Raw genomic sequence first — 18,441 nt, 5'->3', positions numbered from 1 at the left:
ATTTTTTGGGGTTTGATTGCTAGAAGGAACACTCAACATATTTAAAAACGATATTGCCTATTTCGTTTTTGAAATTTTGCGTATTTTTATCGCATTGAGCCAATACAACGAGTATCTGCACCCCTGATTATTAAGGAATCTTGGTTGCTAATGCAGATTTAGGAAGTAAAAATATACATTGAATAGCAATGGCAATACAAACTTCTCTACTGCCAGTTTTCAGCAAATCATCAAATGTTATAACTATACTAAACTACTTTCTGGAGTCTGCGTCCAAGAATATCCATCATCTTGCCACTCTGCCAATGGAGACGGAGGTATAATATTGTATTTTATGCCAAGTTCTTGCAATGCATTTATTGTTTTATCTATTTGTTCTTTTGTATGCGAGGCACTAAGAATGAATCTGATTCGCCCTTCTTTTGGTTTAACTACCGGATAAAAAATAGATACTGAAAATATCCCACGGGTAAAAAGTTCTTTGTTCAATGAGATTAATGTAGCTTCGTCTGGCATGAATATAGGGATAATAGGGCTTTTGCTTGTGCCTAAATTAAAGCCAATACTAGTTAATCTTTGCCTCATATATTGATTATTATGATGTAGTTGTTCAACAATTTGTGGGTTATTCTCTATTTCTTCTAAACTAGCTAAAATAGCTGCTGCATCCGATGGCGTTAAACAAGCTTGAAACGCATAGGAATTTGCCCGCCATTTTAGTAGAGGTAGATATTTTGATTTTGTTGCCAAAAATCCACCAATAGAAGCAGTTGCTTTAGATAAAGTTGCAACTATAAAATCCACTTGCTCAACAATACCTAGTTCACTACAGTATCCAGCACCATTCTTGCCATAAATCCCGAATGTATGCGCTTCATCCACATACAACAAAAACTTATATTTTTGTTTTAACTCAATGATTTCTCTAAGAGGTGCAATATCTCCACTCATGGAGTATGCAGATTCAACTACTACAAATATATTTTCAAAATTTTGCGAATATTTTTGTAGTTTTAAATTTAAATCATTTACATTATTATGCTTAAAGGTCATCCATTTTTTTCCTGATAATTTAATTCCATCTATCAAGGAAGCATGGCTTTCTCTATCAAACAAAATTAAATCTTTTTTTCCAGGTAACGCGGATAGGGTACCTAAATTAGCAGAATAACCAGTGGGAAAAAGGATGACGTTTTCTTTCCCAATTAAATTTCTAATTTTTAACTCAACTTCTTTATGTAGGCTTGACATTCCACCTGAAAGAGCGGATGTTCCAGAGCCAGTACCAAATTTTTTGACTGCTTCACAAACTTTATTAATCACATTCGCGTTTCTATTTAATCCCAAATAGTGGTTGATACACCATAATATACATTCAACCTTAAAATTACCCGTAGCTGAAACAACAGTTCCTGCAACATCACTACCAAATTCTATATACCTATCATTGGAATATAAGCCCAGTTCAATTTGGCGATTAAGCTGTTGAAATAATTTTTCACAAATTATTTCTATGTCAGTAATTCCTTGACTCTCTAATTGTTTCAGATAAGTAATGATAGGTGTCGAAATATCAGTGTTAATCATCAATGATGTGGTGAAAGATATTAGGCTATGAGATTTCTATTTTTTTGCTAATAGCAGATAAATCTAATATTTTTCAAATATACGGTATCCAAAAGATAAAGTTTACCAGAAATAACAAAAAAGAATTCTCATTTCATTTATTTAAAAATAGGAACCTATTTTACTTGTGAAAAGTACTATATGTTTTTAAATCGACTTTAGGGTATATTACCCATATTATCTATTTTTCTCTTTTCACAAATCTCAAGAATTCCTATATTTATATATTTAATCAATTGATTCGATATGTCATTAGTATAAATAGTGAACAATTTTAATAAGCTAATATGAGTTATTTAAAGTTTTCCGTGTAAATATAATAAGCTTTTATAAATAATTGAAGTTTTTAATAAATACATAATAAGCTTTTATAAAGTACTTGAAACTTTCAGTAATAATCCAACAAGTAGGTTTTTATCAATTTATTTAACTGTTAATTAGAGAATTAAGAGAGCAAAACAGCAGATAATAGCATAGATCTGTCCTTGCTTCTGATACCAATTTGAAAAATGATGGCAACAGATGGATGGCTCAAACGGTTATACAACAAGTGTTTTACAATTTCATTATCTAAAATCTAAAATGGTATAAGTCTCATATAGAAAGTTTCACAAATTTACAGTGTTAAGTTTGCTGTGCGGATAGGCATCCTAAAAATTCGTCACACTGCGTAAGCCCTGAATTTTGTACCAATAACGCTTTGCTGTATTATAAAATATCCAAAACTGATGATGTTCACCAAGGATTACCAATCATAGTAAAACTTGCCCAATAATAAGGATGGTTTAAGTTGTGATTGTCTTGTTCTGCTAACTCTGGAGGTAAATCTACACCTGTGGGCAAAGCTGGGCTGTATAATTTACCTTTTTCAATCCGAATTTGTCCTTTAATCATTGCTAATTGTGCTTGTCGTAATGCCTCGGCTTTAATTTTGACTTTTTCATTTCCTAACTGGCTATAAAAATCGGTCATTAATGCCAAGGTTCCTTCGTCGCTGACATACCACAAACTTGCTACTGCTGATTTTGCCCCTGATTGGGCGGCAAGTCCGGCAAATCCTAATTCTGCTTCGGTATCACCAACTGCTGTGCGACAGGCACTTAATACTAATAATTCAACTGGGGGATTATTAAAACTTAATTTCCGCACTTGGTCTAGTTGTAATTTTTTATCCCAGAATTGAATATATGATTGCCCTGGTTCTCCAGGTTTAAATTCGGCATGGGTGGCGAGGTGTAAAATACCAAATGGGGTTTGTCGTCGCTGTGAAAGCAAGCCGTTAACAGTAAACTTTTCGTTTAATAACGAATTTCCTCTCCATAATTTTTGTGTTAATAAGGACAATTCTACTGGGACTGCGGGGAGTGCATTTTGTTCTTGAAATTTAGATGCACCCATTGCTAGAATTTGCAATTTTTTAATATCAACGTAGCGAGTATCAGTCAAGTTGAGGCTGGGGGACAGTCCAAGGCTATAATTTTCAACGAGGAATTTTTGACCATCGTGGAGTGCTGCAACAGGAAGTGATCGCAATCCTTCATCCATTAAAAATAATAAATTATTTATCTGCCGTTTTTGCAGTTCGGGTTGCACAGGTTTGATTATCCAGTTATATATTTTCTGCGATGGTAAGAAAAAGTCTTCGGTAGTTCTATCTGTAACAGTGCCACGAAGTTCATTCACTGTTGCCAGCACTTCAGCACGAGTAACATCATAAATTACTTTCCGAATCGGTTTTCCTTTAGCAGTAATTACAATTATTTCTAATTGATCAGTATCTTTTCCTGATGCGTTATTTTTTGTTAAATCTGGTACAAAACTTACATAGACTAAAGCAGGTTTTGTCCCAGTTTCTTTTTCAATATTAGCGAGAATTGCCTTAGCTTCTTCGAGAGTAATTTGAGGTAAATCAAACGGTAAACCAAAATAATCTTTGAAATCATTACCAAAATCTGCATCTAATTTTTCCATCCCTAAATCAATATCAAAATCATCTATATTATTTGGTGCAGATATTTGATTTGGCGATTTTGGTTGAGTTTCTTCTGGAAAACGGGAAGTCATTTGATTTGGCGGTTGAGGAATAACAGGTTCAGGCGCAGTAATCAAACGGATTTCGTTGGGTGCAGTTCCTTGAGAATATAAATAAGGAAAAGATTGTCCAAGAGTGAGGCGATTTCCTAAGCCTGTAGTGATTTCTCCTGCTGTACCGTTAGTTGCAGGATTACCAATATCAAATGGTACTCCTGAATATCCGCCAAAATGACGTAGAGTAAATGAACCATTACCCAAACCACCGGCGGTGGATATACTGGCCAGTAAGCCATTTTGGTCTATAAAAGTATCGGAAGCACGAAAATATTGACCAGCCGTAATATCGATATTACCGCCAATTCCATTAGTACCGCCTTGGGCATTAATATAACTAACAACAACATCGCCAATGGGGTCAATACTAACATTTCCAGCGTTACCATTGCTGGTACTAGAGTTAATTATTCCAGTTGTCACACTGGTTTGAGCTATTAGTTTAATTTCGCCACCTTGGGTATTTCCTGAAGTATTTAAATCGCCACTGGTAATACTTTCATTTTGGCTGGTAAGGGAAATTTTACCTGCAATTGAATTGCTGTTAGAGGTGCTGAGGCTGCCAAGATTTAATGCTTCAGGTGCAAATATAATAATATCGCCGCTATTACCACTACTAGAAGTTGTATCGAGGTTTCCAGTAGTATTTACTTTACTGCTACTATTTAAGGAAATATTGCCGCCATTTGTACTAATATTAGTTGTATTGATATCAGGTGCCTTGATAGTAATGTTTCCCTTATTTGTGTAAATAGAGTTATTGAAAGTCAGCCCTTGTTGAGTTTGGATTGTGATATCTTGAAGTGGTTGATTTCCGCCAACTGCACTGGCAAAAGCTAGACTATTTGTATTGATTATCAGCGAATTACTACCAGTTCTTTGCCCATCAAGAGTGTTATTAAAATTAATTGCATTATCACTATTGGTGAGTGTCGTTAATGGATTAGTTAGAATAACTGCATCACCGTAGTTTTGTCCGTTAGCCGTGATAACGTTATTTTGGATTTTGGTTATACCATCTACATCAGTGGTTAAACTTTGAGCATTTACTGTCCCAGCAAACGTAGTGATTCCACCAGTATTGACAGTTACATTACCATTGGAGTTAACGTTTGCATTAAAACTAATATCTGCATCGTTAATACTATCAAGAATAATGTTTGCGCCGTTGATAGTTAAATTTTGAGCATAGGTTTGAGCATTCAGTGTAGTGACATTAGCATTAATTGTTGTATTACCATTAACAATTAAGCTGGCAGCATCTACAGTTCCTTTAAAATTAGTTATACCACTGCTATTAACAATTAATTGACCTAATGCTTGAGTTGAACCAACATTATTATTAAAGCTAACATCACTACTAATTGAATTTATTGTAAGAGAGTTATTGGCAAATGTTTGTCCATCAACAGTGCTATTAAAAGTAATGGGGTTATTTGTAGTTGTGAGGATAGTATTAGTAGCATTGATTTGAACTGCACTATTATAAGTTTGAGCGTTGGTTGTGGTGACGTTACCATTAAGTTGAATTGTACCTGCTGTTGTCAGGCGATCGCCAATAATTTCACCAGCTATAATATTGCCATTAGTAGCAGTAATATCAATTGCACCGCCAGTCCCGCCAGGGTTGGTTGCATCTAGAGTAATAGCACTGGTATCAACGTTTGTCCCTTGTAATGTTATAGAACCACCGGATGTAGAAACGGGTTTAGCTATATTCAAAACACCGGAACTGTTTAAGAATAAATTACCACCAGTAGTATTTACTTGACTAATACCATTAAAATTAATTTGACTGGGAGCCGTAATATTACCAATTATTAAATCTGCTCCATTATTATTAATGCCACTGTTAAGGTTAACAATTCCCGATGTATTAATCTGTAATGCATTATCTACACCTGTGGGACTTGTTGCACCAAAAGTTAACAACCCAGTGGTAATATCTCCTGTACTTTCTAAATTAATAATCCCACCTTGGTTGGTGCTGCTAGAGTTTAACGTGAACCCAGTAGTATTTATACTGCTACCACCAAGCGTAATATCGCCACCATCAGTATTAATATTGTGATTAAGATTTAATGGGTTTGCTTTTAATAGTATTAAACCGCCATCAGTATTAATAGTTGAGGGAATCGCAGTACCAAAATTAATTGTATTAGCTGATGTAAGGTTGCCAATTAAAATATCTGCGCCATTATTAACTAGATTTGCATTTATATTGACATTACCAGGTGTATTTATTTGCAAAGCATTATCTATACCATTGATATCAGTTGCCCCAAAGATTAAGCTACCAGTAGTAATATCACCGCTACTTTGCAGATTAATTGCGCCAGCTAAAGTTGTGCTACTAGAGTTTAGTGTCGCTCCGGTTGTTATAATGCTGCTACCACCAAGAGTTATATTGCCACCATTGGTGATGATATTACGGGTAAGGTTTAAGGGTGTGCTAGTTTTGAGTAGTACATCACCACCATTACTATTAATATCACCAGCAAAACCAAAAGTAATTTGACTTGTTGGGGTAACATCTCCAACTTTAATATCTGCGCCATTATTATTAATTGCACCATTCAAAGCCACAGTTCCCGGCGCATTCAATGTAATTGCACTTCCCCCAACGCCATCAGATTGAAGTTGCGAGACAATATCAATATTTCCGGTAGTGCTAGTAACATCAATATTGTTACCAATTAAAGAATTCGTGCCAAAATTACCAACTCGAATATTATTTGTGGCTTGAAGAGTTAAATCACCGCTTGTACCTAAAGTACCACCGTTGGCGCGATCGCTGCGAATAACTGTCCCATAGAGATTAATTCCTGCTTTACTATCAATTGCAATATCGCCACCATTACCAGAGTCAGTCGCCACACCTCGAAACTGAGAAGTAATAGCACTACTAGAAGAAATTCCCGTATTTGCAGAAATATTAATTGCACCGCCTGTTGTTCCGTTAGCACTAGAACTAGCATCCACTCCCCCATTCAAAGTGACACTTCCACCTGTGCTGGTAACACTAACATTTCCACCTTGTGTTCCGTCGGCTTGAATAGTGTTGAGAGTAATATTTCCTGGTGCTTTCACAACGAGAGAACCAGCTGCACTACCTGAAGATGTGGTATTAATAGGCGAAGCTACAGTAATCGTACTATTACTTCCAGTACTATTATCTATAGTGACATTACCGCCTGTAGAGTTGATAACACCTAATAGGATATTCCCAGAAGAAAGAGCATTGAAGGTTCCGCCAGCAGTTTGAAAAGTACTAGAAATATCGCTTTGAATTCCATTAGCTGAATTTAGAGAAATAGCAGAACCGCTAGCAATATCTGACTGAATTGATGTAGTGATAATTTTCCCATTACTACTGTTAAAATTCACTAATCTGCCAGTAGTTCCAGCACCTGCTATATTGACATCAATATCACCAAAAGCATTGAGCGTAACATTACCATTTGTTCCAAAATTACCGTTTTGATTGTAAGCATAAATGCTATCGGTAATTGTAATTCCTCCTGCGCTGCTGTTGATGTTAATACTACCAGCATTTCCCACATTTGGAGCCGAGCCACGAAATACAGAATATAAACTACCTACAATATTAATATTATTTTTAGCTGTTAAATTAATTGCTCCTGCACTAGTATTGCCTTCACTTCTAAGCTCTATTGTACTAATAGAGCCATTGATACTATTAAGAGATATATTACCGCCTTGAGTGGTAATATTTTGAATATTAATATCTCCACCAGCTTGAAAATCTACTAGTAGCTTACTTAAGCTAGTTGAAACACCATCAGGACTAGTAATAGTTCCACCAGCACTCAAGAAAAATGCGGGATTTGTAGGATGAACAGCAGGATCAATCCCATTAATAACAACTGTTCCATAGGTAATATTTCCTCCAGATGTTACTTGCAGTGATGCACCCGTATAGTTCCCAACTGCGTAATTACCTCCAACATTAATAACAGGATCATAGGAACTAATAAAATTTGTAGTTTTGCCATTTAAATTACGAATACTAAAATCTCCACCACTTTGGAAATGAGCGTCGGTAGAAATAATTCCATTACTAGCTAGTGTTAAATTTTTGCCACTATTAAATGGTTTATTGCCATTACTAGAAGAATCAAGCGCAAGAATATCAATACCTTGATTTCCTTGAATATATAAATTACTACCAGATTGTAGAGATGTTAAATTTAATGTCTCTACGTTATCGCGTACAAATACATTATTATTAGCTAGTAAATTTAAATCACCCGTTGTCTGGATACTACTACCAACTAATTTCAAATTATTACTTGCTGATAAAACTGCGTTTCCTGCTGTAACTTGTTTGGCTGCTACATCACCAGATTCTACTTGAATATTTGCACCAATTAAATCAAAACTACCATCAGGATTTACTTTTATATCTGTGGCAGAAGTCGCATTACCACCTGTAATTAATTGCGCTAAGGAGATAGATTCAATTTGAGGATGATTTAAATAATTTTGAATTGGCGAAAATTCTAAGTTTATTAAACTTCCCTGCTGAGTTAACTTTAATAAATTGTATCCGGGAACTGATACAAGTGTAATTTGTCCATTGGGTGCAGATAAACTTCCCGTACTGATGACTGTTCCAGCAAACAATGATAAATTCTTGCTATTACCAACAGCTAAGTTTCCGGCATTCAAAATGCTTCCTGGTATTTGTGTTGTAAAAGCAAAAGTATTAGGATTTCCTACAAGCCCAGCATAATCATTACTACCAATACTATCAAACCAGCTATTATTGCCAAACCCGATACTATTGGCAGTCGTTGCTGTAAATGAACCTGGAATATTTAAACTAGCATTTTTCCCAAAAACAATCCCCGCAGAATTCATTAAATATAAATTTGAATTACCACCAGTAACTTGAATTAAGCCGTTAATTATCGAGGCATTCCCTCCATTTACTCGCGTCAAAATATTTTGAATATTCGGTTTGGATACAAAATTAGCAATTTCATTTTGATTCAAACCAAATTGACTCAAGCTATGAAACAAATTTGCACCATCACCAGATAAATATCCCCCAGTAATATCGTAAATATTTCCATTGATATGAACTTGGGAATGGACTCCATCATTGGCGGGAATGATTGATTGTGCTTGAACAATATTAGTTGTTGTAGCAATGGTAAGGTTTATGAATGCTCCTGCTACTGCTAGCTTGAAATTTGCGGATTTCATAAGTATATATTCTCAAATTTTCATTAACTAAAAGTAAAGATGAAAGTATCTAGGCTGTTTTTTAGGTATATTTTCTGGTGCAATATAGCCTATAAATAATAGAAGTGCCTAAGGGATATTACGGATGGAAGAGGATCAGTAATTTTCTAAAACTTAAAATTTTGAGGCTTTCTGAGGGTAAAGTGTCGCTTAAAACTGGGAATACTGTAATTAGTAAATCAGGGTTTATTTATTGCCTGCTGTCCGATTTTTGCATCCAAGAAAAAAAATAAAGCATCAATATTTTTACAGTATTCTTATGCTCAAAATCCAAAAAAATCCCGCTTTTATTTCATTATTAATGGTGTTTTCTACAATCTCGCAACCTGTTCTCGCGCAAGTTCGTTTTAAACCACCTAGTACAAAAGCACCTGGTGTCAGCCAATCTGGGGGTACTCGTGGAGAATGTATTGCAAAAACTCAGCGAGAACTGCAATTTGTCAAAGCTTTATTACCGAAAGAGAATTTTGGGCTGACAACCGCAGCAAATCCTACTTTAATGGTATATGTACCTAAATCTACAGCTAAAAGTCTAGATATAGAATTGCGATCGCTAGATAAAAAACAAGTACTTTTAAAACAAAATCTTCCAGTTCCTGTAAATAATAGTATCGTTCGCATCAATCTTCGTGATCCTAAAATTCCCCAGCTAGAATTGAATAAAAACTACTATTGGAAAGTTACATTAGTATGTCCAAGTAAAGATAATGATGCAGGTGGAAATAGTTTCGCTGAAGGATGGATACAACGCATTCAACCAGATGCAAAACTGCAAGCTGCAATTAGTAAAGCCACACCACAAACCCTTCCTTCTATTTACGCCGAAGCTGGTATTTGGCTTGATGCTTTAATAAGTTTGGATACATTGTTTCAACAACAACCGCATAACAGATTGCTAACTTTTAATTGGAAAAGTTTTTTGAAATCTGGGGAAGTTAATGATGCGATCGCATCTATACCCATAGTGAAATAATAATCTAAAAATTATCAACACAATTCCCAACTTATTACATAGGTTGGGAATTTAAATTTATAAATTAATAATAAAGTAAGGTTAAAATGTGGAAAAATATTAAACAATTAACTTGGAAATTTCGCGGTGTAATTGTTGCTGCACCAACTATAACAGGATTACTAATATTACTTCGCATTTCTGGATTAATGCAAGGTTGGGAATGGCAAGCGTTTGATCAATTTGTCCGTCTTTCACCACCGCTTACCCAAGATAAACGCATTATTATTGTTGAAGTTACGGAATCTGACTTACAAAAATATGGTTTTCCTTTATCTGATAAACTAATCACTAAACTATTAGAAAAAATTAAAGCGCAACAACCGCAAGCAATTGGACTTGATATTTATCGAGATTTACCTGTAGGTGAAGAAACCGCAAAATTAAATAAATTATTTGTATCAACGCCAAATTTAGTTGGCATTCAAAAAGTTGGAATTCCTAGCGTTGCACCTCCAGCAAAACTGAAACAGTTAGGACAAGTTGCAGCCAATGACATTTTACTTGATGCTGATGGTAAACTCCGCCGAGGATTACTATCTTTACCTGACAAAAAAGGCGAAGAAATTTTAACGCTAGGTATGAACTTAGCTATACAATATCTGCAAAATCAAGGTATAAACCCAGAAATTACTCCAGACAACCGAATTAAACTAGGAAAAACTATATTTAACAAATTGCAAAAAAATGATGGTATTTATATAAATCTTGATACGGGAGGATATCAAGTATTATTGAAAAGTTATCGTCCGGCTGGCAGCTTTAACAAGGTTTCCGTCCAGCAAGTTCTAGAAGATAAAATATCTCAATCTTTATTCAAAAATCGCATCATTTTGATTGGTAGTACAGCAGAAAGTTTAGGAGATTTCATTCCCACACCTTACAGCACATTACAACAAACTCCAGGTGTCGAAGTTCATGCACAATTAACCAGCGCAATTATTACGCAAGTTCTCGATAAGCCTCTAGTAATTCAAGTTTGGAATGATAAATGGGAATATTTATGGATTTGTAGTTGGGGATTCATCGGTGCAGTTTTAGTTTGGCGAAAACGTAATCATCAAGTTCGCTCATTTTTAGATAGAGTGAAAGTTTTTATCAGCTTACTGATTGCAGCTAATATTTTAATCTTGAGTGCTTATCTTGCTTTTTTAAATCACTATTATATTCCTCTTATTCCGGCAATTATAGCTTTTTTGAGTTCTGCGATCGCTGTTATGGGATACTTATCGCAAACTGCCGCAGATATGCGAAAAACTCTCGGACGCTACTTAACAGATGATGTAGTGACAAGTTTATTAGAAAATCCCGAAGGTTTAAATTTAGTTGGTGAAAAACGCAAAGTCACCACTTTAATATCTGACATTCGTGGCTTTACCAGCCTGTCAGAAAAATTACCGCCAGAAGAAGTAGTAAAATTTCTTAACTTATATTTGAGTGTGATGAATAAAATCATCAAAAAATATGGCGGAACCATTAACGATATTATGGGTGATGGATTAGTTATATTTTTTGGCGCACCTATCCAGAAACTAGATGATACAGAACGCGCAGTCGCTTGCGCTGTTGCAATGCAGCAAGCAATGGAAACAGTAAATCAAAAAAATCGTGAGTTAAATTTACCCCAATTGCAAATGGGAATAGGGATTAATACAGGTGAAGTAGTTGTTGGGAATATTGGCTCAGAAGAACATATTAAATATACTGCCATTGGTAGCCATGTTAATTTAGCCTCCCGCATAGAATCATGCACAACAGGTGGACAAATATTAATATCAGAAACTACTTACAATGAGATTTCTGATATTATCAAATTCAAGGGAAAGATAGAAACATTTATGAAGGGATTTGATAGTGCAGTGACTCTATACGATGTTGAGGGAATCACAGGTAATTTTAATCTTTTTCTATTAGAAGAGATAGAAGATTTTATTAATCTAAAAGAGCCATTATTATTAAAATTTACCCTGTTGGAAGGCAAACAATTATCCCAAGACGAATTTGTGGGACAATTAATCCAATTTTCTAGTCAAAGTGGATTGATTGTGGCAGATAAAATACCTAACGCATTAACTAATATTAAACTAACTATTTTAGATTTAGATACTCAAGATTTATTAGCTGAGATATATGGGAAAGTTACAAACAAAGTAGTAGAGAATAATATAGGATTTTATATTAAATTTACGAATCTGACTCCACAGATAGAATCAGTTATTAGCCGACAAGGCTCAAAAATTTGCTAGTTTAGAAATGTCTGGATATAGTGTTGGATGCTACACATATCTGGGTTGCAATAAATGAAATTAGAGTTCAATGCCGCATTAAGTAAGTATAATTTATTACTATTAATACTTGTCTATTTTAGTTGTGTATATATAATCTTTCCAACCGCAGCGTTAGCGCAGCTTTCTCAAAACTCTTCCGAGGGGATTTTTTCAGATCCCAACCAACATAAGTTTCCGCAACCTCTACCAACAGTTGTCCCCATTCCTAACGAAGATGAACCCAGCCTAGAGACTCCACCAACTCCCGCACCTATAAATAACCCAGAATCTCGACAAATTAATATACCGGTAAAGAAAATCGAAGTTATCGGTAATACTATTCTTTCTAGTGAAGATATTAATCAAATTATCAAAAAATATGAAAATCGGGATGTTACTTTATCCCAACTGCGAAGTGCGGCGGAGGAAATTTCGCAACTATATTTAGATAAAGGTTATATTACTTCGCGGGCAATTATCGCCAATCAAAAAATTATTGATGGTATCGTCACCATTCAAGCAATTGAGGGGGGTATTGAACAAATTATTATTGAAGGCAATCAAAGAGTAAAACCAAGTTATATCCGCAGTCGTGTCAAATTAGGCAATACTACACCTTTAAGGCGGCAAACCCTAGAAGACCAATTGCGATTACTTAAAATTGACCCTTTATTTACCAATATTGAAGCCAGTTTGCGACCGGGAACTAAGTTAGGGCAGAGTATTTTAGTTGTCCGAGTTAAAGAAGCTAATGCGTTAATTAGCAGCTTTAATCTGGATAATTACTCTCCTCCAAGTGTTGGTTCTGAAAGGTTTGGTGCAGTAGTTGGTACTCGCAATACCACAGGAATTGGTGATGAGTTAACAGCAGCTTATCAACGTTCGACGACTGGCGGTTTGCAGATATTTGATTTCAATTATCGCGTACCGATTAATCCGATGGAAGGGGCAATTCAATTGCAAGTGACCTCCAGTAATAGTAAGGTGACTGCGCCTGATTTTAAGGATTTAGGTATTGAAGGTAATAACCAATTATATGAGATTAGTTATCGACAACCTTTAATTAGAACTCCCCGCGAAGAATTTGCTTTATCTTTGGCATATAGCCATCAAGATGGACAGACATTTATTTTTAATAATTTACCCTTTGCTTTTGGTATCGGCCCTGATCAAAATGGTAATAGTCGCACCCGTGTAATTAAATTTGGACAAGATTATATTAAACGCGATTTGCAGGGTGCTTGGGCATTGCGATCGCAATTTAACTTCGGTTTAGGAATTTTCAACGCAACTATCAATGATGCACCTGTTCCTGATGGTCGTTTTTTTAGCTGGACAGGACAACTACAAAGAGTTCAACTTCTCAATCAATCTAATATTTTGATATTACAAGGAGATATTCAGCTTACTCCCCATAGTTTGCTTCCTTCTCAACAATTTGTAGTTGGTGGAGGGCAATCTGTACGCGGGTTTCGGCAAAATGTCAGGACAGGGGACAATGGATTTCGGTTCTCTGTTGAAGATAGAATTGTCCTACAGCGCAACGAGTCAGGACAACCGATAATCCAGTTAACTCCATTTATAGATTTGGGTATGGTTTGGAATCAATCAGATAATCCTAATAAGCTCCCGCGACAAAATTTTCTGGCAGGTGCAGGGTTAGGAGTTTTATGGGAATTATTTCCTGGATTAAATTTGCGCGTTGATTATGCTTTTCCCTTTGTAGAATTAGATGATCAGGGTGATAATGCCCAAGATAATGGTTTATTTTTTAGCCTTAACTATCGTCTGTGATGGCAATTCAGGTTACAGGTTATAGATCTATCATCGACCAATGTCTTAACTGTCTTGGCTATTACAATCGATAAAAATATTATCCCAATCTGAACCTGAGACAAAATCATAAATTTACTGTCCGCATTCTGGTTTTGTCATTTAACTATAGTTGTTGACAAAGTACCTCAATCTCAGCCTTGATTTTTGTAAAAATCAAATAGTGCCAATAAGTTCGGTATTATTGGATTTTCTGGCAGAAATTACTAATATTTATTAAAAAAAATATATATGTAATTTGATTTACGTAAACAAATTACATTATCAAATTTCTTTTTTTTAAGGTTAATTTGCGGGTGATTGATGATAGTTTTTTGGAGAAAAATAATTTAGATTTTGCGGAATTATCTGGCGTAAATTGAAACTATATGTGCCATAATGTCACGAGCCAGAAGTTTATTACTACTTTTATGCTTCGTCACATTAATTGATGGAAGTAAAAATGCTTACTACAAAAAAATATATTGTTCGTTTGTGATGAGTCAAAACAATAACCTGACTCATCAGAATAATTTTTAGTAAAACTGCTGGTACGTCTGATAATCAAGCATTTTGGACTGAATCTAACTTACACAGAGGAATGGTCAAGAACCAGGAGCCAGGAAAAGTGATCAATTTATTAGATTTGGAGAATCGAGAGACTGAGTTATCTGCTGAATCCATCCAGAGCGATCGCACTAGTCAGGTTTTAAATACAACGGCACACCCAAACCCGATGTTACAGCGATCGCAATGGCAAACTTTAAACGGGGTATGGAAGTTCGCCTATGACGATGAGGGTAAATGCATTCGTCCTAGCGATCTTACCGATTGGTCACATTATATAGAGGTTCCTTTCGCCCCGGAATCTACCAAAAGTGGTATAGGCGATCAGGGGTTTCACCCAAACTGCTGGTATGAACGGGAATTCGTTACACCAGAAGGCGAAGGCAGGTTACTGTTGCATTTCGGTGCTGTTGACTATCGCGCTCGTGTATGGGTTAACGACCAATATATAGCTGAACATGAAGGTGGACATATATCTTTCACCCTGGATATTACTCATGCCTTAAACGACAGTGGCACAACCAAGGTGACAGTATGGGCGCAAGACGACCCGCATGATTTAGCTAAACCAAGAGGTAAGCAAGATTGGCAATTAAAGCCCCACAGTATTTGGTATCCTCGCACCAGTGGTATTTGGCAGACGGTTTGGCTAGAACGTGTACCTAATACTTATATAGGCAATATTCGCTGGACTCCCGACTTTGAGCGGTGGGACATTGCTTTTGAAGCTGGAATCGCAGGTAATAGACCTCTTCCAGGTATGCAAATTAAGGTGAAACTGAGCATTGGCGATCGCATCCTCGCCAATGATATCTACGAAATTTTAAACGAAGAAGTTAGCCGCCGCATCGCTTTGGGCGACCCTGGAATTGATGACTGTCGCAATGAATTATTGTGGAGTCCCGAAAAGCCAACTTTGATTGATGCCAATATTCAGTTGTGGTATCAAGGTCAGCTATTGGATGAAGTCACATCCTACACCGCCATGCGAACCGTCAGTATTCAGCGCGATCGCTTTATGCTCAACGGTCGTCCCTACTATCTGCGCCTGGTTCTTGACCAAGGTTACTGGCCGGAAACCCTAATGACTCCCCCCGATGATCAAGCTTTGCGGCTTGATGTCGAACTCGTCAAAGCAATGGGTTTTAACGGAGTCCGTAAGCACCAAAAAATTGAAGATCCTCGCTTTTTATATTGGGCAGACGTTCTAGGGTTGTTAGTATGGGAGGAGATGCCTAGTGCTTATCGCTTTTCACCAAAAGCGGTGGAAAGAATGACCCACGAGTGGACAGAAATCATCAAGCGAGATGTGAGCCATCCATGTATTGTGGCGTGGGTGCCATTTAACGAATCTTGGGGTGTGCCGAATTTAGTTGAAACGGCGGCTCATCGCAATTACGTGTTGGCAATGTATCATCTGACCAAGACTCTCGATCCAACTCGTCCAGTGATTGGCAACGATGGCTGGGAAAGTACCGATACAGACATTCTCGCTATTCACGATTACGAAACCAAGCCCCAACAGTTGGCGCATCGTTATAGACCTGAAGTTCAGCTATCAGACTTATTCGAGCGCAGCCGTCCAGGCGGACGTATTCTCACTCTGGATAACTATCCTCATCAGGGACAACCTGTGATGCTGACCGAGTTTGGTGGTATCGCTTATGCTCCCTCGGATACACCAGATGCAGATAAAGCTTGGGGTTATGAGCGTTGCTTTAATATCTCCGAACTCCAGATGAAATACGCCGATCTACTGAAAACGGTCAACGATATTGAGCTATTCAGTGGATTTTGCTACACCCAACTGACAGACACCTTCCAAGAAGCTAACGGGTTGTTGTACGGCGATCGCACACCCAAATTCCCCATTGAAGCAATCCGTGCCGCGACCCTCTCAGGACAAGGATTATGTACTCCCACAAGCTGTTAAAGCCCGACGGACGCAAACTCACCTTATATAGTCGTTACCCAATTTCTAACCAGCTAGAAGCACCTAGCCCTAGTAATGAGCCAGTGCAAGCAAATCCGCATTTGCGCTGGCATCCCTTGCGGGGTGAGTGGGTAGCCTATGCTAGTCATCGTCAAGGGCGGACATTCATGCCGCCCCCAGAATATAACCCCCTCGCACCTACCAGCAACCCCAATTTCCCCACGGAACTACCCCAAGGGAAGTATGATGTGGCGGTGTTTGATAACCGCTTTCCTTCCATGAATCTCACAGCTAACAATCCACCTCAAATGATTGTGGAGACGTTGCCTGCGAATGGGGCTTGTGAGGTAGTAGTGTTTACCCAAGATGCCAGTGCTTCCCTCAGTTCCTTGCAGTTGGATCATCTGGAGTTGTTGTTAGAAGTGTGGGGCGATCGCACCCGTGAATTAGGAAGCAACCCGCAAATTCAGTACGTCCTACCCTTTGAAAATAAAGGTCTAGAAGTAGGTGTAACTTTGCACCATCCACACGGGCAGATTTACGCATATCCTTTCGTTCCACCTGTGCCAGCGCGGATGTTGGCAATGCAACAGGAGTATTATCAAGAACATGGGCGGGGTTTACTGCCAGATTTAATCCAGCAAGAAATTGCCGACAATCAACGGATTATATATCAAGATGAGGAGGCGATCGCCTTCGTCCCAGTGTGCGCCCGTTATCCTTACGAAGTTTGGCTTGCGCCTAAACAGCCAGTTAGCAGTTTTACCGAACTGACTCCAGCGCAACGTTCAGGACTTGCCAAGGCATTAAAAACCGTCACACTCAAATATGACGGCTTGTGGAATCGTCCATTCCCATATTTAATGGCTTGGTTTGGTGCGCCCACCGATGGTTTAGCCCATCCCGAAGCACATTTACACGCCCAGTTTTACCCACCATATCGCACTAGCGAAAGGCTGAAATATTTGGCGGGAACAGAACTCGCGGCTGGGATGTTTGCGAATGATGCTTTGCCAGAGGAAAAGGCTAAGGAATTACAGGCGGTGGTTGTAAATATCGAAATGCCAGTTTCGGTATAAAGGGAAAATAAACTAATCAAAATAAGCGCATCTCATAAGGGATGCGCTTATTGTTCATAAAAACCGAAATTTAAAAAAGACAGTCAAAACATTGAATAATTGCAACAGATTAATAAATTTCGTGAGCGAACAGAAATCATAAATTTTATTTGACAGGAACTATATCAAACTCCAATTTAGAACGATAGAAACAAATATCAAATTCCAGAAAAAAGTTGGTTTGCCCCAAAATTAAAGGTATGTTTGCTTTTCTTACCCAAGCAAATGCTAACCTAACCGGAGGATAATTACCTATTTCAGCATGAGCGAAAAATGGCATTGCTAATTGATTACTTAAATTACCAGCAAGTTGAATAATTGCTTTACTATCTTCCCAAATAGCACCTAACTGAATACCAATTTCATAAGGTAATACACTAACAGTTGCACCACTATCAACTAATCCCAAAACTTCCACACTCTTCTCTCCTCGACGCAGAATCAGTGGAATTCGTGGCAAGCTATCAAATTCGTTTTGGGATGAGTCACTGGTTGAGTATCTGAAGCGCATACCATTCAGTCCTCATCTGTCATCATCGCTTCCATGAGGACTGCACCAACGCCAAAAGAATTATAAGGAGTTGGTAAATTATAAATTTTGAAAGGTTCGAGCGGTGAAATATCCTCATTAGTATCCAGTTCTGCCTTGAGGATACGGAATAACTCTAATTTATCAGTGGGAGAAAGTTGAAGAATGGCAGGAATTAACTCAGAAAGTGTCATATTTTGCGCCCCACTTTAGTTGGT

The 18,441-nt window shown here is 37.3% G+C and carries 9 protein-coding genes; 5 read left to right on the top strand and 4 right to left on the bottom strand.

Annotated features, from left to right (window positions below; all coding sequences use genetic code 11):
• Positions 1-243 precede the first annotated feature (243 nt).
• Both H6G76_RS13345 and H6G76_RS13340 read right to left on the bottom strand, forming a co-directional pair.
• Positions 244-1,587: an aminotransferase class I/II-fold pyridoxal phosphate-dependent enzyme gene (locus H6G76_RS13345; RefSeq protein ID WP_190700934.1), complete on the bottom strand. Its 1,344-nt coding sequence runs from the start codon at positions 1,585-1,587 to the stop codon at positions 244-246.
• A 774-nt stretch (positions 1,588-2,361) separates the two neighbouring features.
• On the bottom strand, positions 2,362-8,946 hold the full coding sequence (locus tag H6G76_RS13340) for a CHAT domain-containing protein (protein WP_190700931.1): 6,585 nt from the start codon (positions 8,944-8,946) through the stop codon (positions 2,362-2,364).
• A gap of 298 nt (positions 8,947-9,244) precedes the next feature.
• On the opposite strand from H6G76_RS13340, the gene H6G76_RS13335 reads away from it, so the two are divergent.
• From H6G76_RS13335 to galT, 5 genes are all read left to right on the top strand, one after another.
• Positions 9,245-9,958 carry a DUF928 domain-containing protein gene (locus tag H6G76_RS13335; RefSeq protein WP_190700928.1) on the top strand — a complete coding sequence of 238 codons (714 nt, stop codon included), beginning with the start codon at positions 9,245-9,247 and terminating at the stop codon, positions 9,956-9,958.
• An 86-nt stretch (positions 9,959-10,044) separates the two neighbouring features.
• Positions 10,045-12,243, top strand: coding sequence for a CHASE2 domain-containing protein (locus H6G76_RS13330; protein ID WP_190700925.1), 2,199 nt, complete (start codon positions 10,045-10,047; stop codon positions 12,241-12,243).
• A 54-nt stretch (positions 12,244-12,297) separates the two neighbouring features.
• Positions 12,298-14,058 (top strand): ShlB/FhaC/HecB family hemolysin secretion/activation protein, encoded by a 1,761-nt coding sequence (locus H6G76_RS13325; RefSeq protein WP_190700922.1) that lies wholly within the window; start codon positions 12,298-12,300, stop codon positions 14,056-14,058.
• Between the two features lie 649 nt (positions 14,059-14,707).
• A complete protein-coding gene (locus H6G76_RS13320; protein WP_190701094.1) occupies positions 14,708-16,576 on the top strand; it encodes a glycoside hydrolase family 2 protein in 1,869 nt (622 codons plus the stop codon).
• The gene (gene galT / locus H6G76_RS13315) at positions 16,555-17,655 is read left to right on the top strand and encodes a galactose-1-phosphate uridylyltransferase (protein ID WP_190700919.1); all 1,101 of its coding nucleotides are present in this window, start codon (positions 16,555-16,557) and stop codon (positions 17,653-17,655) included. Before H6G76_RS13320 ends, galT begins: the two co-directional genes overlap by 22 nt.
• 145 nt (positions 17,656-17,800) lie before the next feature.
• Here galT and H6G76_RS13310 read toward each other — a convergent pair whose 3' ends face one another.
• Entirely contained in the window at positions 17,801-18,205 is a 405-nt protein-coding gene (locus H6G76_RS13310) for a hypothetical protein (RefSeq protein ID WP_190700916.1), read from the bottom strand.
• Between the two features lie 5 nt (positions 18,206-18,210).
• A complete protein-coding gene (locus H6G76_RS13305) occupies positions 18,211-18,417 on the bottom strand; it encodes a hypothetical protein (RefSeq protein ID WP_190700914.1) in 207 nt (68 codons plus the stop codon).
• Positions 18,418-18,441: the final 24 nt, after the last annotated feature.

The sequence above is a fragment of the Nostoc sp. FACHB-152 genome (assembly GCF_014697475.1).
Taxonomy (GTDB): domain Bacteria; phylum Cyanobacteriota; class Cyanobacteriia; order Cyanobacteriales; family Nostocaceae; genus Nostoc_B.
Note: the sequence above shows the minus strand (reverse complement) of the source record. Positions and strands in the feature narration are given on the sequence as shown.